The following is an 18894-nucleotide window of genomic DNA, read 5'->3' as shown; positions in this document are numbered from 1 at the left end:
CCTAGTTTGTCTATTATACAACTATTCGCGTCCAGTGGGTTAGCGATCGCTCTTTTGTTATGGAAAGCTCGATCGCTTTTCTCGATCGAGGAATCTCGCTTTTTGCTTCGAGGAGGGGCGATCGTTTTTCTAAGGAATGGAGCAAATTTATGGTAGATAAACGGGTCAAAGCCTGTGTCCCTAGAGCGTCAAAATATGATAAACTTAGTTAAAAGCACTCGCCTTCAAGATATCCAAGCCATGAAGCTTATTTCTTTATCAGCACATTTTGATGGGCAATCTATTCAGCTAGATGAACCCTATAAGCTTGAACCAAATATAAAACTCATTGTCACAGTCCTCCCGGAACAATTAGCAGAACGCGAAGCCTGGTTGCGGTTGTCAAGGCATCAACTAAACAATGCCTACAATCAGAACGACGATTACCCGCTCGATGCAATTAAAACACCAAATCCTGACTATGGAGGAAGCTGATGTTGTTCTCACCCCAATTCCTCAAGCTGACGGGACAATTAAGAATCGTCCAGTCATCCTTCTGAGGGAACTACCTCCTTATGGAGATTTTTTAGTTTGTGGTGTTAGCACCCAACTACATCAACAGGTTCCAGATTTTGACGATATTATTTCCCCTTCAGACCCAGACTTTGCTCCCAGTGGTTTACGGTCTCAATCGTTAATTCGGTTAGGTTTCCTTGCTGTATTGCCTCGCAATCAAATTATCGGTTCTATTGGAGCTATTTCATCGCAAGCGACATCAACGCTTACTAAAAACTCTGAATGATTATCTTGTGAATTAGGGAGAAGGTCGATCGCTCTTTTTGGCATAAAAAGGTCGATCGCCCTTTACTCCTTTTTCTCGATCGAGGGCTGCATCAGCAACTAGCGCAACGACTGAATTATGCTGCCTAATATTTTATCTGATGACCTCGATCGCATCGAGCAAGCCATTCAACTCTCCTCACTCAAAGTCTCCCTTCTTAAGGGGATGCGAGGGGTATCGACACTGTTGCTCCTACCCGCACCAAAATACAATTTAGATGCGGGATAGCTTACTTAAAAAAAAGGGGAATCTAATCGGCCAAATCGGGGAAAACCTCGCGCACGGCCGGATGCACCAATCGGTGATTCTGCACGTTCAATCCCTTCGCCAAACTCGGATTCATTTCCAAAGCTTTAATCCCGTTATTTGCCAACTGCAAAACATAAGGCAAAGTGCTGTTATTCAAAGCTTGAGTCGCAGTCCAAGGCACGGCACCGGGCATATTTGGCACGCCGTAATGCACAACTCCTTCCTCAACATAAGTAGGATTTGTGTGAGAAGTTACCCGCAAAGTTTCCACGCAGCCGCCTTGATCAACGGCTACGTCAACAATCACTGAACCGGGGTGCATCTTCGCAACAAATTCGCGAGAAACCAGCACCGGAGCTTTTTTACCTAAGACCAAAACCGCACCGATTAACAAATCAGCATCGGGAACAACTGCTTCAATTTGCAAAGGACTGCTGTAGAGGTATTCTACTCTGGAACCGAACAGAGTTTCCAGGTAGGCTAGGCGATCGACATTTACGTCTAATATCTGCACTCTCGCGCCCATTCCTACAGCAATTCGCGCTGCTTCTGTGCCGACAATGCCGCCGCCCAAAATCACAACTTTACCCGGTCTCACTCCCGGTACGCCGCCCAAAAGCACTCCTCTGCCACCTTGCTGTCGTTCCAGAAAGCGAGCTCCGAACTGCACGGCCAAACGCCCTGCAATAATGCTCATCGGCGTTAGCAGCGGCAATTTTCTGTCCGGGAGTTCGACGGTTTCGTAGGCGATGGCCTGGACTCCGCTGCTGATTAAATGCTGGGTTAATGTGCGATCGGCCGCCAAGTGCAAATATGTAAACAGCAACTGCTCTTTTTGAATCAGCGGATACTCAGCAGGCAGCGGTTCTTTAACTTTAACAATTAGTTCGCGCTTCCAGACATCGGAAGCATTTAAGACAATCTTAGCGCCTGCTTCAACGTAGTCCTCGTCCGCAAAACCGGCCCCAGCACCAGCATTCGTTTCCACAAAAACTGTGTGGCCTTTGTCCGAACAAGCCCGGACACTTGTGGGGCTGAGCCCGACTCGAAACTCTAAATCCTTGATTTCCTTGGGGACGCCTATTTCCATCTATAACCTCTAATCTCAGGCATACGTCGATCGAATCTAACCTAAAAACCATCCCCAGCGGGACAATACCATTGTAGATTTTAGATTTGGCAATCCGGCTGGGCTATGAGAATTTTTGTGGGATTTTCTGCCAGTGCGATCGCAATTTCCCAAATTGATCGTTTTCCATCAAGTCGATCGTCTTTTTAGATTGTTCCTACTTTATTTGATATGCGTGGTCGGCATTCATATACATTACGTCAAAATACTCGTAAGTCAAGCCGCTTAAAATGGTTATTCTACATTTACCTTTTCTAACCCATTTTTTGGTTTTTTTTTACTTACTTTTTATTTAAATTACTCCCAATTATAATCAATGAGGTGCAGTTTTTGGGGCTTGGTAATAGAAATGATTTTTTCTGCAAAGCACCCGTATTGAGCTACCCGTTCAGCAGCCCTACTATTTTTATATCTTCCCACATTTTCGCCAGACTTTCAACTATAGCAATCCTAAATCATTCATGTAAATTTGTAGGGGGAGTGCTAAGAGTGCCTATCCCCTATCTATCGGGGCAACCACGGGGGGATTGCCCCTACAATAATTAGGCGAATGATTTAGGGTGGTTATATAGCAATCCTTGCAAGAGTCGTAAAATTTTTACCCCACCCCAACCCTCCCCGAACCCGCGGGGAGGGAGTAAGAAATTCACAAATGATTTAGGATGGCTATAAGTAGGTACGTGCCAATGAAATTTTGACATTTTGGCAAACTTATAGGCTAAAAAAAATGGTAAAAATCTCAACAAACAACCCGAAACGGTATAAAGTAGAGGGTGGTTCTATAGATTTGCTTATAAAAAAACTAACTTATAGAGAGTTTGGTGTCAATATATTTGATCGGTCACTTATAATTTAACAGGCATAACTCGCCCCCATATCTAAACAAATGCCACGGATACCTACCTTAACATTCGATCGCGGAACTCTCTTGCTACACCCGCCGCCCAAAGGCAGAGACTGGGTGGACTTTGCCACTTGGGACGATCGCGTGGAAAAATACCGCATTCGAGCAATTCACTACCGCCCGCTGGTAGAATGCCTCCAAGCCGAGTGCATTCACTTCACCGACGAAGCTAGGGCATACGAACTACTCGAACTCGTACCCAGCGTGGAAATGCAGCCTTACCCACATCAAGAACAGGCCCTCGCAGCTTGGCAGGAAGCAGGAAGCCAAGGAGTAGTCGTCCTCCCCACCGCTTCCGGCAAAACTTATCTGGCACAATTAGCCATGCAAGTCACTGGTCGCAGTACATTAATTGTAGTACCAACTCTCGATTTAATGCACCAGTGGTATGCTAATTTAAAAGCAGCTTTTCCCGACATCGAAATCGGATTGTTGGGCGGAGGTTCGCGGGACAAAACGCCAATTTTAGTGGCAACCTACGACAGTGCAAGTATTCATGCAGAAACCTTGGGCAATAAATACGGTTTGCTGGTTTTTGACGAATGCCACCATTTGCCAACGGACTTTTATCGAGTAATTTCCGAATATGCGATCGCGCCTTTTAGACTGGGACTGACAGCTACACCCGATCGCACAGATGGCCGCCACAGCGATTTACATTTCCTGATCGGCCCGACAGTATTTAGCAAAAGACCCGAAGATTTGGCAGGCGATGCTTTAGCCGACCATAAAATAGTTCAAATTATGGTAAAACTGTCAACAGAAGAAACCCACCGCTACGCCGAATTAATCAACATTCGCAACGACTTCTTAAAACAGTCTAACATCAAAATATCTAGCCTCGATGGTTGGAAACAGTTTATCATGGCAAGCGCGCGATCGCCCCTGGGACGGCGCGCCATGCTAGCCCACCGCCAAGCCAAAGAAATCGCCCTTTGTACTGAAGGAAAACTGCGAATTTTAGCCAACATATTAGCAGAACACTCTCCCCAGCGCACCCTAATTTTCACCGGAGACAACGCCACAGTTTACCGAATTTCCCAAGAATTTCTCATCCCCACAATAACCCACCAAACCCCAGTCAAAGAACGCCACGAAATCCTCGATCGTTTTCGCAGCGGCGAATACAAAACCCTCGTCGCCTCCCACGTCCTCAACGAAGGAGTAGACGTTCCCGACGCCAGAATTGCTATCATATTGTCAGGAACCGGCAGCGAACGCGAATACATTCAGCGATTGGGTCGAGTTCTCCGCAAAAGCAGCGATGTAAATAAGTTAGCTATTCTCTACGAAGTCGTCACCGAAGACACCAGCGAAGAAAGAACTTCTCAACGCCGCCGAGGAGGAATGCAGCCTCACAAACCCCAACCACAAACACAAATAGAACCGCCAAAGCCTGAATATCACAAATTAGAAACTGTCAAACCGACACCGATTTACGGAGTCAACCGGGAGGCGACTAAAAAAGCAGCCGAATCACCAGCAAAATGGGGAGAAGATAATGATGAAATTCCCTGGTAGCAAGCCTAAACTATTTCTGAACACTCTCTTTCTTTCTTTCTCCCTCTTCCATTCGCGTTCTTCGCGACGAAGAACATCCCAACGCCGCTGAGGAGGAATGCAGCCTCACAAACCCCAACCACAAACACAAATAGAACCGCCCAAGCCTGAATATCAGAAATTAGAAACTGTCAAACCAACACCCATTTACGGAGTCAACCTGGAGGCGACTAAAAAAGCAGCCGAATCACCAGCCAAATGGGGAGAAAATTATGACGAAGAAAATAAAGATTGAATATTGCCAACTTAGTGTATAGCCTGAGAATGCCAAATTCAGCTCCGTTAGCCCCTTTATGAAAAAGGCTATTGAAAAATTTTGACCTCAAACTATACGGCTATTCTGGATTTGTAGTGGAAGTAGTGTAAGCGTCTCGCTCACGCAGGCTTTCGGGCCTTTACCACCGAAAGTTTTATTTTTATTATCACCTAAAACTCACGAGAGCGGGGGCTTTGGCAATTTTTACCGGTAGTTTATCGCCAGTGTGCCATCTGCGACACTGATTTTTGGGAAGCTTACAAGCTTCACGGGGTTGTCACCCCGTGAACCCATACAGCGTTGACTTTTCCAACTGATTCAGCAAGCCTTCATTAATTATACAGATTGCTTTGTTATCTCTCTAAAGTATGATATATTTGTCTGATAAGAGTTAATAAAGATGCAATAGCTCATCAATATTGTCGTCAGCAACTCCTAAGTAGACGAATAAATTGGCTGTTCTGAATTGGTGGTAGAAACGGTAGTGTGAGCATCCGCTCACGCAGGCTTTCCGGGCTGTAGCACGGGAAGTTTTATTTTTAAAATTACCTAAAACTCACGAGAACCAATTACAACGTCTGCCGGACTTTATCCTCGAACTTAGTTAAGGACAGACTAAGACATCAAGGGGATATTTCAGCCGGATTTGGGATACACAACTAATTCACAGCTCTAACTAATTCCGAGGTATTGCTGGTGGGATTTTTCATGTCTTCATACATTCATCATTAAGGGATCATATACTAATGGCGTCCAATAACTTGTTTGATTTGACCAGCGGTGTCGATATTTTTACGATCGACTCCAAAGTTCCGGCCGGTTTTGGGATTCGATCGCTCGCAGGAGCAGATTCCATTGTGGGCTCAGATCGCCCGGATTTGGTGTATGGGAACGACGGCTCGGACTCGATCTCCGGTGGAATCGGGAATGACAGCCTACAAGGCGGACGCGGAGCCGATCTGCTGTTGGGCAATGCTGGAGCAGATTATCTCCAGGGAGAACGCGGTAATGATGTTATCTATGGCGGTGAAGGCAACGATACATTAATAGGTCAAGAGGGAGACGATTTCCTAGCCGGGGGTGCTGGAGTTGATAGCCTAATTGGCAGCGATGGTTCCGATGCTTTTGTTTTGAATGTCGCTGATGCTGTAACCAATCCGGCTCTCGCCGATACGATCGCCGATTTTAGCGATGAAGAGGGCGATGTCATCGCTCTGACGGATGGAGCAGGCGATGCCCTGACTGAAGCCGACGTAACGCTGGAAGCGAATGGAACCGATACATTCATTCGGCTGAAAGCAACTGGTGCAATCTTGGCGCGGGTGCAGGGAGTCAGCCCTGCTAGCCTGAGTGGCTTATTCAGTACCGTCAAAGCGACACTGGACGATACGGAACCGGGGGCTACAGTGCTGGGTTCGATACCGGGAGGAGCTAACCTTCAGGGGGCAGTGAGCGATGAAGATTATGCCGACTTTTTCCAATTCCAGGTGAAGGAAACGAGCATTGTTAACTTGGGCTTGAGTGGCTTGAGCGCAGATGCGGATGTGGCACTATATAAGGATAAAAACGACGATGGGGAATTAGGAGGAGATGAAATCATCTCCGCATCGGAGCGATCGGGAATTGCGAATGAAACCAGTGAGAATGTAACTCTCGATCCGGGTAAATATTTCCTATCGGTGGAGGCCTTTGAAGAGAATACCAACTACAGCCTGAGTTTGGCAGGTGTTGCCGGGACTGTAGCCCCTGATTTGGCGGGCGATCGACCCAGCACATCACGGACTTTGCCAACCGATGGGGAGGTGGAATTGCATGATTATGTCGGCGGGGCTGATGCAGTGGATGCCTATCGCCTGGAAGTGCTCAACCCCGGCGGTTATCTAGATGTGTTTGCCGAGAACCGGAAGGCGGATCTAAACCTTACTGTGTGGAGCGATCGCAATAGCAACAACCAGTTGGATGCGGATGAGATTGTTGCCCAGGGAACCAATGAAATCCAGGAAGATAACATCAACCCCGGTACTTATTTCGTCAATGTCACCGCCCCAGGGGTGGCAACGCCCTACAAAATTGCTGCTATTTCCGAACCTGGCAGCCGGGTGGACATTGAAGCCTATGAGCCACTTTTCCCCGGCGTCCCCACAACGGGCACCTTGACTCAAAACGATGACTTCGATCCGAACGATCTGGAAAACTATGCCGATCCCTATCTCCTAGAGGAACTGGGTGCTGGGTTAACGGTGACTGTGACTCAACAATCGGATGACTTCGATGCCTATTTGACCGTGGTCGATCTGCTCACGGGCGAAGTGATCGTTGAAAACAATGACATTAACACCAGTGGCGGAGACTTCAATGCCCAGGTGAGTTTCACCACGGAACAGGGGGGTCAATATGTAGTGTTTGCCACCAGTGTGGATGCTCCGGGCTTGGGTGACTATACTCTGAATACCACGGTGACGGGAACGGCGGTTGCAAACGCGGTACGCAGTGCGAGTGCTGACAGGCTGAATGCCACTGTGACGGGAACGCCGATTGCAAACGCGGTACGCAGTGCGAGTGCTGACACTCAGTTGCCCCGCGCCACATTTCTAGAAAAGGGGAAGCGGGCTGATACGGGTCTCAAAGAAGATACGCCTCATAAATTAGTCTATGCGCCTCTAACGGGCGGTCGAGATCGGCCGATTGAAATCTCTGGCCTCAACCAAGGAAGGTTCGGCGACTGCGCCTTTCTTGCAGCCCTGGCGGCCACGTTCGGCAAGATCGAAGATGTCAGCCAGCCGATCTCCAAGCAGAGTGGAGTGCTCAACGATCTCATTAAGAGCGATGGTAACAACTATACCCTCCAGTTCTACAACTACAGAACAGGCGAACCGCGCATGGTCACCGTGGACGACCAGGTGGTGACCAAGGAAAATGAGAAGACCAAGAAAAATGAAATGTTTGGGGTGAAATGGGATCAGAAGCAACGAGACCCGAACCAAGCGTCGGGGGAATCCATCTGGGCCCCCATTGTTGAACGTGCCTACGCTAAGTTCCGGGGTGAGGAGACCGGTCGCGATGGCTATAATGCGATTGGGAATGGCGATTGGCCGGGGGTTGCCCTCAAACGGCTCACAAATCAGGCGATCACAGAAATGGCGTGGAATCCCGACAACCGAGCCAATCCAAATTATATGGTGAGCGAAAATTTAGGTGAGAGTGGCAAGCCCAAGAACTCAAAAAGTATTACGAGCGAGCAAATCTTTCAACAGATTCAAGATGCCTTGAATGGGGGTCGCTATGTCACGGCAGTGGCAGGCTTGGAGGCCAGGAAGCGATCTGAAGATTTGTTTGTTAGTAATCATGCCTACAGTATCCACAATGCCTATGAGGCGGCTGATGGTAAAAAGATGATCCTACTGCGGAACCCCTGGGGGTATGACAATTCTCTGAGAAAGAATGAAAACAACATGGGGGTACCGCTATTCGCACCGGAAGATCCGAATAAGATCGGAAATGATGGGTTTTTGGCGATCACCTTCAACCGGTTGTTGCAGCAATTTCGTCGGGTGAGTCTGACCCAGCCATAGTATTTATCGCTTCTTCAAAACCCAACTGTTAAGCTGGAACAGATGTAGGTTGGGTCTCGTTTCGCGAGACCCAACCTAGTAAACGGCTGTTGGGTTTCCGATTGTCAACCCAACCTACGCAATAGGTTCCAACTCGTACCGACACGCAATTTTGGGCTGCGCCTCAATTAGAGGTCTTTGAGTAATATCCTCTTCTATGATTGTGGCTACACTAAAATTAAAGGAAGCTGGAATAAAATATCATCAACAACTAATTCACATTACCTAAAAATGAGCGAAACTGCACAACTAACTAACTTTAAAATTTTTCCCAAACATACAGGAGTTTGGGAGGGAGACTGGACAATACTCGATGCCGACTGCAAAGAAACCCGGCGTTTTAAAGCAGTAGTAACCCAGAAAATAGTTGATAACGAGTGGAGGCAAACTAACCTTCAAACTTATGCCAATGGCCAGAGTGAAACCCAAAATTTTGTGGGTTATGTTGTCGGCGAAGGTCAAGTGCAAATTGAAGGTCGCGACTCGGTTTTTTCCAACTACAATACACTAGCGACAGAAGTTGGAGATGAGTTGATAATTTTTCAAGTATGGGACAAAGCAACTGGCTTGATGAGGGCTGTTGAAACAATCCATCTTGTCAGTTCCGATCGCCGAATTCGGACTACCCAAAGCTTGACAGAAGAGGGAAAACTTAGGGGAGTTATGGTGATTGTTGAACAAAAAATTCAGTAAAAATTTTCACTGCTTATGTTACCCACTGATTTATTAAGTCACCGCCAAAACGGGGAATCAATTATTCCTCTCCGCCTCAAGATAGATGCTAAAAACTTAGAAGCAGCTACCGAAACGATAAACTGCTTTCAAGAGTCGATCGGCAAAACCCAAGGCGAGCTCGACGGACGCTTGCTAGAATTAGAAGGCGACAGCCCGGATTATCGGCTGAAACGGGGATTAGCGCACCTGCTGAAAGGCGGTTTCTGCACCTTGGAAGTCATCAGTCCCCTAGAACCCTCAGAGTTGAGACAGCGGGTTTTTGCCTTGTCCGCGCGATCGACTCCCAGCCCTCAATCCACCCAATTAACCCTGGAAAAAGTAGCAAGTGAACTCAGCCAAGACTTAAACAGAGAAGTTTTGCCTCGCGAAATCACTACAGGTTTATACGCGGATTTAAACGAAAACAAAATCCTCACTGAGTTTAATGCACCAACTCCCGAAAACTTGCTTCACAAATACAATCTTTCTCAAGTTCAAGGCATATTTTACAGAGCAAGTCAAGTCCAATTAACCGCCCACCGCAACGATCCAGGAGAATACAAACTCTTATTTCGCTATCTGAAACTATTTCAATTAATGACTTACATCGAAGGCGATGCAGACCACGGTTTTACACTGACAATAGACGGCCCTACAAGCTTATTCAAACCCAGTACCCGCTACGGCTTAGCCCTGGCGAAAATGCTGCCCGCACTGCTGCACGTCACCAAATGGAGTATGCACTCGATACTGCACACAAAAGACCCTTTTAGCGGCGTTTTGAAAACAGGTAAATTCACCCTAAATTCCGACTGCGGTTTAGTCAGCCACTATCCCCCTGGCAAGCCTTATGATAGTATGTTAGAAGCAGCATTTGCTGAAAGATGGAATTCCACAAAAACCGAGTGGCAACTAGAACGAGAAGTTGATTTAATTCCGATTCCAGGTAGTGTGATGATTCCCGACTTTCGGTTAGTGCATCCCGACGGACGAGTGTTTTTATTAGAAATAGTTGGCTATTGGCGGCCGGAGTATTTGCAAAAGAAATTTGCACAAGTACAGAAGTCTGAATGCGATCACTTGATTTTAGCTATTTCCGAACGGCTGAATTTAGAAAAAGCCGGGGTGAATGTAAATGATGTGCCAGCAAAAGTAGTCTGGTTTAAAGATAAATTGTTGCCCAAATCAGTCCTGGAAGTCCTCGAATAGAGTTCTCGGCGGTTGAAACCGCGACTACACAAACAAAGTCCGCCTGCGCGGACTAAGAAATAAGAGGGATATTTAAGTCAGATTTGGTATTATACTAAAGTCACCTCGATCGCCAAATCCTCTCTCACCCTAAAACCGATTGAAAAATGGCAGACACAAGTATTGTCGAAAGAATCAAAAAGCTTTTAGCCCTCGCCACCTCATCCAATGAAAACGAATCGACTGCTGCGGCCGAAAAAGCTTCCCTTTTACTGGCACAGTACAATCTCAGCCTCGCGGATTTAGGGCCAAATCACCAAGAAGAGATTGACGAAGACTCAGTTGAAACAACATCGAAATTTGTCACTTGGAAAATGATGCTGCTTTCGGGAATTGCCGACGCTAACGGTTGCAATGCCATGCGAAATACTTATAATGGCAGTATGTTTTTGGTGGGAACTTCTACAAACCTGATTGTTTGCAAACATCTGTACGAGTATTTGAGTTCTGCAATTGAAAAAAGGGCTAAATACCGCAAAGGAAACGGCAGGGGGTTGGCGTATCTGAATGCTTTTCGGGTTGGATGCGCGACGAGGTTGAGACAAAGATTGTTGGAACAAAAACAGGAGATGGAAGAGTCGGGGATTCCGGGTTCGGGGGATGTGGCGGCGACTCCAGCGATTGTAGTGCGATCGATGTTTGAGAAAAATCAACAGGCGATCGCCGATTATCTAGAGGGCCGAGGGGCTAAAATTAAAACAAGAAGTAGTTCTCAAGTCAGCAGCGCGGCGGGTTTTAATTCGGGGTATGAAGTCGGCGATAAAATTAGTTTGCACAAGCAAGTGCAGCCTGAAGAGGAACAAAAACAACTCAATGAATCTCTGTGAGTTTAAGTATAGTTAGCCATTCAATTTATACTGTTAATCCCTATGCCCTACAGTTCTTTCACCACAATCGGTAAAGTCAAGGAAGCATTTAATCTAACCACTGTAGAAGCAGTTCGTTTTTTGCCTAACATTGACCCTATTTCCCCTTCTCCAGCACTGACTGCCTTTTTGGAAGAAAGCCTGCCGTTTGCCTCATCCGCCAGCGAAAAAGCTCGTTCTGAAGGAATTATTTTCCCTGTTTTGCTAGAAGCGAGACGAATTTTACAGCGGCGAGTCAGCTTATTTTCTGGAGAAGACTTCACAGTAGACGAATCAATTGGACTGAACGGCGTGTGTGATTTTCTCTTTAGCCGTTCCGAAGAAATTCTAGAAATCGAAGCACCGGCCGTCATCATTGTGGAGGCAAAAAAATCTGACCTCAGAACAGGATTCGGGCAATGTATTGCTGAAATGGTGGCAGCACAAAAATTTAATGAGGCTAAGAAAAAGCCGATTCCCATAATTTATGGTGTGGTAAGCAATGGCACTCAGTGGCGATTCCTCAAACTCGAAGGGCAAACAGTGACAATTGACTTGATTGATTATCCACTTCCTCCTGTCGAGCAAATTTTGGGTTTTTTGGTATGGATGGTGCGGGAAGGTTAGCTGATTTTATGTGATAATTTAGGGGCTTTTTAGTATCAGTTACCGAGGCGAGTATTTTGTAACTTGCCAATAGCTTTTAGAACTTGTAAAATCTGGATAGCAGGTTCACAGTCCATTAAATTTAGTAACGGCATCAACTGAAAAGTAGGAGGAGTTCCCGACTGGATGTAAGCGAACTGATAGCGCGCTCCGTTTGTCACTAACCCCCAGACGGATGTTTGATGCTCTAGGCTTTTATAAGCATACGCGAGTAACTGAGGCAAGCCGGCCAATACATCGATCGCACTATTTTTCGTTTCAATTACTAAAATCCAGAAAGGTACATCTGTAGTTGTGAGTGTATTTTTGTCGATCGCTAACAGATCCAAACGCCCTGTAATAGTTGCGCCTTCATCTTCTACAGCAATATCGGCGATACCTTCTTCCAAAAACATCTTAATTGGCGATCGATAAAAACCAGCCAGCCGCAGTAACGGGCCAACAGATACTAACTTGACTTGGCCTTCAGAAACCTTGCCATCTGTCAGGTAGCTATCGAAGTCTTCGCAGGTTTGTATAAGTTCTTGTTGTTCAAATTCGGTTAAAGGTTCTAGGGATAATAACGGAGTGAATGAGCCGTTGGGCAATTTCTGGAATTTTAGCAGGCGGAGAACTTCACTGAGAGTTAAATTTTTAGCATTGAGAGCAGTCATAGCCTAAGAATATTGGGATACGATAAATTCTACCTCTTATTTTAGCTCGTGCAGTTTCAGAATCTCATAAGCTATGCTCGATCGAGCAGCAATTTTTCTTTTAACTCTTGACATTCTTTTGCTAGCGGGATGCCTAATTCTGTGGATATGGACAAAGCGCGATCGCAATACTCAAGCGCTAGAGAGAGGTTGCCTAGTTTCAGAAAAACTACCGTCAGTTGACTGAGAGCATAAGCCTCCATAAAAAGAGCGCCTATTTTTGTACAAATATGTATTGATTTCTGTAAATATTCTAGGGATTGTGAATATTGACCAAGTGCGGCTAAGATAGCCCCTAAATGACACAAATCCATTGCTTTTCCATAGCGATCTCCTATTTCATCTGAAATCGCTAAACTTCTCTGCTGACAATCAATTGCTTTCGTATAATCATTAAGTGAATAGTAAGCTAGCCCTAAATTTCCCAGAGCTATTCCTTCCTTGTAGCGGTGTCCAATTTCCTGCCAGATTGCCAAACTTTGCTGGGAGTAATCAATTGCTTTAGCATAAGCTCGCAGGTCTAGGTAAGTTTTGCCTAGATTCGCTAGAGCATTTCCTTCTTCCTGGCAGTTTTCTATTTGCCTAGCGATCGATAAATGTTGTTGATGATACTCAATCGCCATTGTGTAATCTCCAAGGTTATTGTAAGCAACTCCCAGATTTCCTAGGGCAGTTCCCATCCCCTGTAGGTCCTCCAGTACCAGCGCAATCGTCCAACTCTGCCAATAGTAATGAATAGCTGTAGTATAGTCTCCAAGATTCTTATAAGCAACTCCCAAATTTCCACAAGAACTATGCACACCCTGTAGGTCTGAAAGTTGGAGTGCGATAGTCAAATTCTGCTGATGGTACTCCATAGCTTTGGCATGGTCTCCAAGATTCTTATAAGCAATTCCTAGATTTTGACAAAGAATAGCATTTCGGGGAGAATCTAACTTGCTTAAGAGTCTTTGGCACATATCAATCAGTTCATAATTGTATGCCCAAACGTATAGCTGAATACGTAATTCCTCATGACTTGACGAATTGATGCTAGTAGTAATAATTCCCCAAGCTCTTTCCCAGTCTTCCACTTCGCACAGATGGTGAAATGCTTCCAAGTATCGCCGAACTTTCTCAAGATTGGAAGCATCCGGCTTCAGTTTGTACCTCGTCAGCCAATTTTTAACCGCTCTGTACTGAGCGCGTTTACAAGGGGGCAGTTCCCTAAACTCCGGTGCTGCTAGATCAATTCCCAGATTAGCCAGCATCCACTCTCCCGGTGGCGTGATGTCAACATCCAAACCATTTTGACTTTTAAAATCAAATTCAGCAAAAGCACTCTTCATATTGCCCACTACCTCGCTGTCAATTGCTTTAAGTGTTCAAGTGCTACGCTGCGAATTAAATTGTGCTGCCGCAAGTGTATCTCATCGTCAATTAATTCTTCTTCTACCAAAAAGCGATCGCGCAGCGCCTCCAACGCTAACTCTTGCTTCTGGTCATCGCAATCCCAATCTTCCAAATGACTCAGCCAAAACTCTTCCGGTACTGCACAGCGATACACCGAAGCTTCGCAAAGCAATCGATAGGCATTCAAAACATCTTTTTTCAATCTCTCAAACGTCTTTTCCAGCCGGACTAGCACATTTTTTCGCAGTTCGCGAGTATATCGATCCAGTCGCCAGTCGTCATCTGCTGATGCCGTTATTCCTTTGGTCTTAGCTTCCTCAATTGCCTTCTCCACTTCTTCAATTTCCTGCCCGTATTTATTCCAATAACCCGTCACGTTACCATAAAAAGGATGACTGCCAATTTCCCCAGCAATCACCCGCAAAGCCAATGGATGCCCTTCATAAGCAGCGCCGATTCGTTCTAAATAAGGTTTGTTTGGTGAATCTATATCAACCTCTAGTCCAGTTTTATCGAACAAGGCTAACTGTTCTGATGGTGTCAGTCCCTTCAATTCTTGGCGATACCAGAAATTTTTATAACGAGCCGGAATTTGCTCTGGCAAATCCTGCGATGTTACGATGATACGACTTTGGAAAGATTCTACTGCCAAAAAAGTTTCAAAAAATTTTGCCCACAACTCATCCTGAAAACCATTCCAGCCTGTTTCTTCATTTCCTTTTAAAATCAGTTCCAGAGAATCTATCACCACCAAATACCGATTTTCTCGCAATCGCTTGACCAATCTATTCAACAACCGCTGTGTATCTTTGCGGTCATCTGGCGTAATCCGTTCTCCCCACTTTTCCAGCCATCGAATCGCCACACTAGCAAAATCAGAAGCTTGCTGCTGGTTTTCAAAATTCTCCTGATGAAACTTACGATCGTCGTCTTGTAACTCCACCGCCAATCTTTCAGCTAAAGCCGTTTTACCAATTCCCGCGATGCCCAGAAGAATTAACAAGCGACACGATCCCTGAACTTTCTCTGTGAGTTGACTAATCAAGTCTTTTCGACCAACCCAAGCATCGTCACAAGCAAAAAACTCTGCTCTCGAATCTGTCTGAGACAAGGGACTATCATCAACAATATCTTCCCAGTTATCCAATTCTATAGCCTTGCAAATCTTGACAAAAACCTCCTGCCCAATAGGCTTTCGCCGCCAAAACCGCTTTAAAGTTGCGACTGAAGTTTGGGCATCTCCGCACCAGCTAGAAGCTTGTTTTTCCAAGCCTTTCTTTCGCCTTGCCCGATCGACTATTTCCAGCCCAGATTCAGATGCTCTTAGAGTAGCTGCCATGCTGATTTTTTAACCTTCAGTAACCATATTTAACTTATAACATCTGCCAATTTGTGGCGCGGCTCAATTTTGGCTCACTTTTGGATACAGCGCCAGAGGTGCGTTGAAATTGAGCCGTCAAACCTTTGCTGTTCAAGGAATATAGAGATGGGAAGCAAGTTAGGCGATATCGCTCATTTCCCAGTTAAAACAATCATTTCTTCATCATGAGTAAGACTATGCAAGCACAAAATTTCGTTCAACTGGAACTACCAGGCGTTTTACCTAAAAAAAACGACACCCTCAAACAAATAGAAGAAGCCATGCAAGGAATACTAGACCTAACATGGAAAACTGTGCTACTTCACATATCAGCACGCACGACTAAAGAACTGATGCGACAGCACGGAAAACTGATTGGTCTCCATGATGGCGAAGCCCGGATTAAAGTCTCGTCAACACCACTTTTGCTAATGGCCATTCAAAAACTTCCCGATGTTGAATCAGCCTTCAGAAAAGCTTTTGGCACTACAGTCAAAATCCGTCTCGAAGTGTAAGTGATATCGTTTCCGGTGACAGCGTATTATTCAATGCTTTGCCCGCGTGCGGTGCGTGACAGTCAATAGTCCCACCGCCACTCCTTCAAAGTTTTCCCGTTGTCACGCACCCTACGACTGATATCTTGCACAGAGTACGATCGCCCTCAATCAATCAATTCCGCTTCTTCAAAAATCTGTCTAGTCGTCAACTCCAAACCAGGCAGCAACTCATCCAAAATTACTGTATTATCCGTATAAACTTGACTCGAACCATCGGTCAAAAAACTTCTAATTAAAATAGCCTCTGGATCTATCGCCCAAACTCGCGGAACGCCCGCCGCCAAATAATCTTTCGCCTTCTCTTCAAATTCCTTCATCGTTTGATCGGGCGATATAATCTCAATCACCAGTTCAGGAATTGCGGGACAAGCTTCATTTCGCCGCCAACTTTTCGGCAGACGTTCATAAGAAATGTACGTTAAATCGGGAACAGGTGCCCAATCTTTATCCTGACGTTTTAACAAAATTGCCCATTCTGGAAGCACTCGCCCGCGTCCTTTACACCATACACGAATCAGGTCACACAAAGCTCCCTGTAAACTGGAATGAAAAAATTTTGGAGACACTTTAGGAACTGCTTCACCATCTACAAACTCACAATATACATCTCCGTCGGGCAAAGCTAGAAATTCTGCTAAAGTGAGTTTGGTTCCGATGCCTACCATGACTCCCAGCCCTCTCGCTAATTAACTCCTATCATGTCCGATCGCTCACCCATAATACATTGGTCGGGGCGGGTTTGTGAGATTGTCCGTTTTTGGCAAATATTATTGGTGAACCCGCCCCTACAGGAATCAGGGTAATCGACCGGACATGATATCAAATATCAATTATACAAAATTTCCCAACATTCCTAGAAATACGATCGCCCTTCTCTCTCTATGCCAAAATTGGAACAGGCATCCCGCCTGTGAATTTCTGTGAATTTCTGCGCCTCAAAAATCCCAATCCCAATTCCCCAAAAACAATAGCGGGGCAGGCCATCCAGCCCGCCCCGCATTCTCCAAAAGCCCCAAAACCATTCACTTCAACCAGGCAGGATGAGCCATCAAAGCTGCAAAAGGCTGCACTCCCCGCAACTGATTCGACAGCGGCAAATGACCCCTAGGCGCGCTCAAATCCCAGATAAACTCTTGCGGATACCGCGTCCAATTATTCCCCTTTTTCCAGCCAATTAGTGGCCACAACTTATCCCAATTCTTCCCCGAACCTAGCCAAATTTCCCGCTGCACCGAAAAGCCAAATTTGCCTTCGGAATGAACTTTCCACAGCGTATTAATTGTTTGCAAATCCGTTACGGGCAAACTCTCAACTTGGGTAAAATACAGCCACTTTCTCACAGAAGCTGTATCACCAGCCAATTCACAAAGCTTGTCTAAAGTTAAGCGATCGGCTTCTTGAAATTCCTGTAACGCCAATAATTGTTGCAGCGGAGTGTAATCAATGTTAGAGTCCGATCGCAGCGGCACAACCCCAGTTGGAAAATTCGCTTGCAAAAACTCCGCCACTCTCGGAGAACCAGCACTGTAAAGAATTTGGTAAGCCTTACCCATTACCGCAGTCGGTGCATCTGACTTGCGCTCTAATAAAAATTCCATCAATACATCCCAACCGGAATCTGCTATTTGTTGTTGCAGCAGTTGCAGTTGAGTTTTTTCCGAACCCGACCTCAACTGAGAGCGGAGTTCGGCTGTATCGGCCGCCGAGTCTAGAGGAGAAGTAGAAATCGAGTCAGTCATGAGAAACTATCAGCTATCAGCTATCAGCTATCAGCGATTAGCTGAAGCCCTGGTTTTCCCCCATTGTACAATGGTACTGACTCCGATTCACTTCTGTGTACTCGGATGCCTGCGCGCAACGCCGCCTCGTTTAGCCTCACGCCCGCACACTCTTGGCCAATGGCAGCAATCGCAAATAAGTCTACCATCTGAAATTTGCGATCGATGCCATGTCAAAGAGTTTTTCCTGAACCTAGTCGTCCACGATCGAAACCCATGCAGGGAAGGAAGGCGGAAAAAAGTTTATGTCATATTCCGAGTCTTCCCACTCTTTGACCCAAAGCGGCACGGCGCCGGGGCTAGGAGTTGCAGAAAAGGTGCGTTCTTTGACTTCGATCGAGTGAAATAGCTGTTTTAAAGTATCTCCCCGATCCAAAGCTTCGCTGAGGATGTCGTCCAACTCAGGATCGACCCGTTTGACGCGGTTTTTGTCCTCCTCCAGCCACAGAAGTTTCAAAGACTTCAGATCCCTCGGACTGAGGATGCTCTTGTAGTACACGCGCTTAAGGGTCGCTACGGGCTCCAATGAGCGTTCGATCCTGCGAATTTGCTGAACTCGCAGGTAGTGCCATTCCGCTAAACGCTTGCTTTCCGAAGGCGGGAGAGTACCCTTGCCCGCTGCGTGTTTGTAGTCGTATTTAATCAAACTGCAAGCCATATTGGCTAGCAGGTGAATCAACTGTTTTTCTTTGGGTGTTGCCTGACGCCGTTCCTGGGTTCTTGTCAATACGCGCTGTCTGCGGGTAGTTTCGAGAGTATTTTCCATTGGGTTTTTACGAGATGAAATACGATTGTGCCAGATCCAAATCCCGAACATCAGAAGGTAAGGAAGTTGATAGGCGGGGAAACTCCACCGACAGACTCGCCTTACCTGTTTATTTTCCCATTCACCGTTCTCTGAAACTGACCCCCTCCGGGATTAGGTAGACTGATATTGGGATCTAGTTTCAACCGCCTCGATTAAAGGCCGTTGCGACAACAAACACCACCACAACTACAACCACAACCACAACCGCACTCCGGGGGAACCACACAAGAGCAATTGCTAGGATGATATTTTCCTAGACTTGTAGGTAATACTCACGACAATTGGTGTAGACTGAAGTAGCCTGC

The 18894-nt window shown here is 46.0% G+C and carries 19 protein-coding genes; 11 read left to right on the top strand and 8 right to left on the bottom strand.

The window, feature by feature from the left end; genetic code table 11:
• Positions 1-13: 13 nt before the first annotated feature.
• On the bottom strand, positions 14-169 hold the full coding sequence (locus QT990_RS24075) for a hypothetical protein (RefSeq protein ID WP_333144805.1): 156 nt from the start codon (positions 167-169) through the stop codon (positions 14-16).
• A 26-nt stretch (positions 170-195) separates the two neighbouring features.
• Here QT990_RS24075 and QT990_RS24070 point away from each other — a divergent pair, with 26 nt between their 5' ends.
• The 3 genes from QT990_RS24070 (at position 196) to QT990_RS24060 (ending at position 1048) form a co-directional block, all read left to right on the top strand.
• A complete protein-coding gene (locus QT990_RS24070) occupies positions 196-474 on the top strand; it encodes a hypothetical protein (protein WP_333144804.1) in 279 nt (92 codons plus the stop codon).
• Positions 461-781 (top strand): hypothetical protein, encoded by a 321-nt coding sequence (locus QT990_RS24065; protein ID WP_333465834.1) that lies wholly within the window; start codon positions 461-463, stop codon positions 779-781. Before QT990_RS24070 ends, QT990_RS24065 begins: the two co-directional genes overlap by 14 nt.
• A 117-nt stretch (positions 782-898) precedes the next feature.
• Entirely contained in the window at positions 899-1048 is a 150-nt protein-coding gene (locus tag QT990_RS24060) for a hypothetical protein (RefSeq protein WP_333144802.1), read from the top strand.
• A gap of 22 nt (positions 1049-1070) precedes the next feature.
• Here the strand turns inward: QT990_RS24060 and ald are convergent, their stop codons facing one another.
• Positions 1071-2159 (bottom strand): alanine dehydrogenase, encoded by a 1089-nt coding sequence (gene ald / locus QT990_RS24055; RefSeq protein ID WP_333144801.1) that lies wholly within the window; start codon positions 2157-2159, stop codon positions 1071-1073.
• A 925-nt stretch (positions 2160-3084) separates the two neighbouring features.
• Between ald and QT990_RS24050 the strand changes: the two genes are divergently transcribed.
• The 7 genes from QT990_RS24050 to QT990_RS24020 all read left to right on the top strand — a co-directional run bounded on the left by QT990_RS24050 (position 3085) and on the right by QT990_RS24020 (position 11963).
• Positions 3085-4623: a DEAD/DEAH box helicase family protein gene (locus QT990_RS24050; RefSeq protein ID WP_333144800.1), complete on the top strand. Its 1539-nt coding sequence runs from the start codon at positions 3085-3087 to the stop codon at positions 4621-4623.
• A gap of 97 nt (positions 4624-4720) precedes the next feature.
• On the top strand, positions 4721-4897 hold the full coding sequence (locus QT990_RS24045) for a hypothetical protein (RefSeq protein ID WP_333144799.1): 177 nt from the start codon (positions 4721-4723) through the stop codon (positions 4895-4897).
• Between the two features lie 767 nt (positions 4898-5664).
• Positions 5665-8490 (top strand): C2 family cysteine protease, encoded by a 2826-nt coding sequence (locus QT990_RS24040; RefSeq protein WP_333144798.1) that lies wholly within the window; start codon positions 5665-5667, stop codon positions 8488-8490.
• A gap of 270 nt (positions 8491-8760) precedes the next feature.
• The gene (locus QT990_RS24035) at positions 8761-9222 is read left to right on the top strand and encodes a DUF3598 family protein (RefSeq protein ID WP_333144797.1); all 462 of its coding nucleotides are present in this window, start codon (positions 8761-8763) and stop codon (positions 9220-9222) included.
• Positions 9223-9237: 15 nt separating this feature from the next.
• Positions 9238-10452: a DUF790 family protein gene (locus tag QT990_RS24030; RefSeq protein WP_333144796.1), complete on the top strand. Its 1215-nt coding sequence runs from the start codon at positions 9238-9240 to the stop codon at positions 10450-10452.
• Positions 10453-10598: 146 nt separating this feature from the next.
• A complete protein-coding gene (locus tag QT990_RS24025) occupies positions 10599-11318 on the top strand; it encodes a DUF2786 domain-containing protein (protein ID WP_333144795.1) in 720 nt (239 codons plus the stop codon).
• 42 nt (positions 11319-11360) lie between these two features.
• Positions 11361-11963 carry a hypothetical protein gene (locus QT990_RS24020; protein ID WP_333144794.1) on the top strand — a complete coding sequence of 201 codons (603 nt, stop codon included), beginning with the start codon at positions 11361-11363 and terminating at the stop codon, positions 11961-11963.
• Positions 11964-11998: 35 nt separating this feature from the next.
• Here QT990_RS24020 and QT990_RS24015 read toward each other — a convergent pair whose 3' ends face one another.
• From QT990_RS24015 to QT990_RS24005, 3 genes are all read right to left on the bottom strand, one after another.
• Positions 11999-12655, bottom strand: a complete 657-nt coding sequence (locus QT990_RS24015; RefSeq protein WP_333144793.1) for a restriction endonuclease subunit R — start codon at positions 12653-12655, stop codon at positions 11999-12001.
• A gap of 71 nt (positions 12656-12726) precedes the next feature.
• Positions 12727-14022, bottom strand: a complete 1296-nt coding sequence (locus tag QT990_RS24010) for a tetratricopeptide repeat protein (protein WP_333144792.1) — start codon at positions 14020-14022, stop codon at positions 12727-12729.
• Positions 14023-14030: 8 nt separating this feature from the next.
• Entirely contained in the window at positions 14031-15425 is a 1395-nt protein-coding gene (locus QT990_RS24005) for an ATP-binding protein (RefSeq protein WP_333144791.1), read from the bottom strand.
• 218 nt (positions 15426-15643) lie between these two features.
• Between QT990_RS24005 and QT990_RS24000 the strand changes: the two genes are divergently transcribed.
• Positions 15644-15961, top strand: coding sequence for a hypothetical protein (locus tag QT990_RS24000; protein ID WP_333144790.1), 318 nt, complete (start codon positions 15644-15646; stop codon positions 15959-15961).
• A 146-nt stretch (positions 15962-16107) separates the two neighbouring features.
• Here QT990_RS24000 and QT990_RS23995 read toward each other — a convergent pair whose 3' ends face one another.
• The 3 genes from QT990_RS23995 to QT990_RS23985 all read right to left on the bottom strand — a co-directional run bounded on the left by QT990_RS23995 (position 16108) and on the right by QT990_RS23985 (position 18547).
• Positions 16108-16668, bottom strand: a complete 561-nt coding sequence (locus tag QT990_RS23995; RefSeq protein WP_333144789.1) for a Uma2 family endonuclease — start codon at positions 16666-16668, stop codon at positions 16108-16110.
• 357 nt (positions 16669-17025) lie between these two features.
• Positions 17026-17742 carry a GUN4 N-terminal ARM-like repeat domain-containing protein gene (locus QT990_RS23990; RefSeq protein ID WP_333144788.1) on the bottom strand — a complete coding sequence of 239 codons (717 nt, stop codon included), beginning with the start codon at positions 17740-17742 and terminating at the stop codon, positions 17026-17028.
• Between the two features lie 232 nt (positions 17743-17974).
• The gene (locus QT990_RS23985) at positions 17975-18547 is read right to left on the bottom strand and encodes a hypothetical protein (protein ID WP_333144787.1); all 573 of its coding nucleotides are present in this window, start codon (positions 18545-18547) and stop codon (positions 17975-17977) included.
• Positions 18548-18894: the final 347 nt, after the last annotated feature.

The organism is Microcoleus sp. T3_B1, assembly GCF_036700445.1.
Taxonomy (GTDB): Bacteria; Cyanobacteriota; Cyanobacteriia; order Cyanobacteriales; family Microcoleaceae; genus Microcoleus.
Note: the sequence above shows the minus strand (reverse complement) of the source record. Positions and strands in the feature narration are given on the sequence as shown.

What these genes read in the sequence shown, in the direction of transcription:
- QT990_RS24070 (WP_333144804.1), top strand. Translation starts at nt 196, where the DNA reads ATGATAAACTTAGTTAAAAGCACTCGCCTTCAAGATATCCAAGCCATG.
- QT990_RS23990 (WP_333144788.1), bottom strand. Translation starts at nt 17,742, where the DNA reads ATGACTGACTCGATTTCTACTTCTCCTCTAGACTCGGCGGCCGATACA.
- QT990_RS24035 (WP_333144797.1), top strand. Translation starts at nt 8,761, where the DNA reads ATGAGCGAAACTGCACAACTAACTAACTTTAAAATTTTTCCCAAACAT.
- QT990_RS24025 (WP_333144795.1), top strand. Translation starts at nt 10,599, where the DNA reads ATGGCAGACACAAGTATTGTCGAAAGAATCAAAAAGCTTTTAGCCCTC.
- QT990_RS24030 (WP_333144796.1), top strand. Translation starts at nt 9,238, where the DNA reads ATGTTACCCACTGATTTATTAAGTCACCGCCAAAACGGGGAATCAATT.
- QT990_RS24000 (WP_333144790.1), top strand. Translation starts at nt 15,644, where the DNA reads ATGCAAGCACAAAATTTCGTTCAACTGGAACTACCAGGCGTTTTACCT.
- QT990_RS24050 (WP_333144800.1), top strand. Translation starts at nt 3,085, where the DNA reads ATGCCACGGATACCTACCTTAACATTCGATCGCGGAACTCTCTTGCTA.
- QT990_RS24060 (WP_333144802.1), top strand. Translation starts at nt 899, where the DNA reads ATGCTGCCTAATATTTTATCTGATGACCTCGATCGCATCGAGCAAGCC.
- QT990_RS24005 (WP_333144791.1), bottom strand. Translation starts at nt 15,425, where the DNA reads ATGGCAGCTACTCTAAGAGCATCTGAATCTGGGCTGGAAATAGTCGAT.
- QT990_RS23985 (WP_333144787.1), bottom strand. Translation starts at nt 18,547, where the DNA reads ATGGAAAATACTCTCGAAACTACCCGCAGACAGCGCGTATTGACAAGA.
- QT990_RS23995 (WP_333144789.1), bottom strand. Translation starts at nt 16,668, where the DNA reads ATGGTAGGCATCGGAACCAAACTCACTTTAGCAGAATTTCTAGCTTTG.
- QT990_RS24040 (WP_333144798.1), top strand. Translation starts at nt 5,665, where the DNA reads ATGGCGTCCAATAACTTGTTTGATTTGACCAGCGGTGTCGATATTTTT.
- QT990_RS24010 (WP_333144792.1), bottom strand. Translation starts at nt 14,022, where the DNA reads ATGAAGAGTGCTTTTGCTGAATTTGATTTTAAAAGTCAAAATGGTTTG.
- QT990_RS24065 (WP_333465834.1), top strand. Translation starts at nt 461, where the DNA reads ATGGAGGAAGCTGATGTTGTTCTCACCCCAATTCCTCAAGCTGACGGG.
- ald (WP_333144801.1), bottom strand. Translation starts at nt 2,159, where the DNA reads ATGGAAATAGGCGTCCCCAAGGAAATCAAGGATTTAGAGTTTCGAGTC.
- QT990_RS24015 (WP_333144793.1), bottom strand. Translation starts at nt 12,655, where the DNA reads ATGACTGCTCTCAATGCTAAAAATTTAACTCTCAGTGAAGTTCTCCGC.
- QT990_RS24020 (WP_333144794.1), top strand. Translation starts at nt 11,361, where the DNA reads ATGCCCTACAGTTCTTTCACCACAATCGGTAAAGTCAAGGAAGCATTT.
- QT990_RS24045 (WP_333144799.1), top strand. Translation starts at nt 4,721, where the DNA reads ATGCAGCCTCACAAACCCCAACCACAAACACAAATAGAACCGCCCAAG.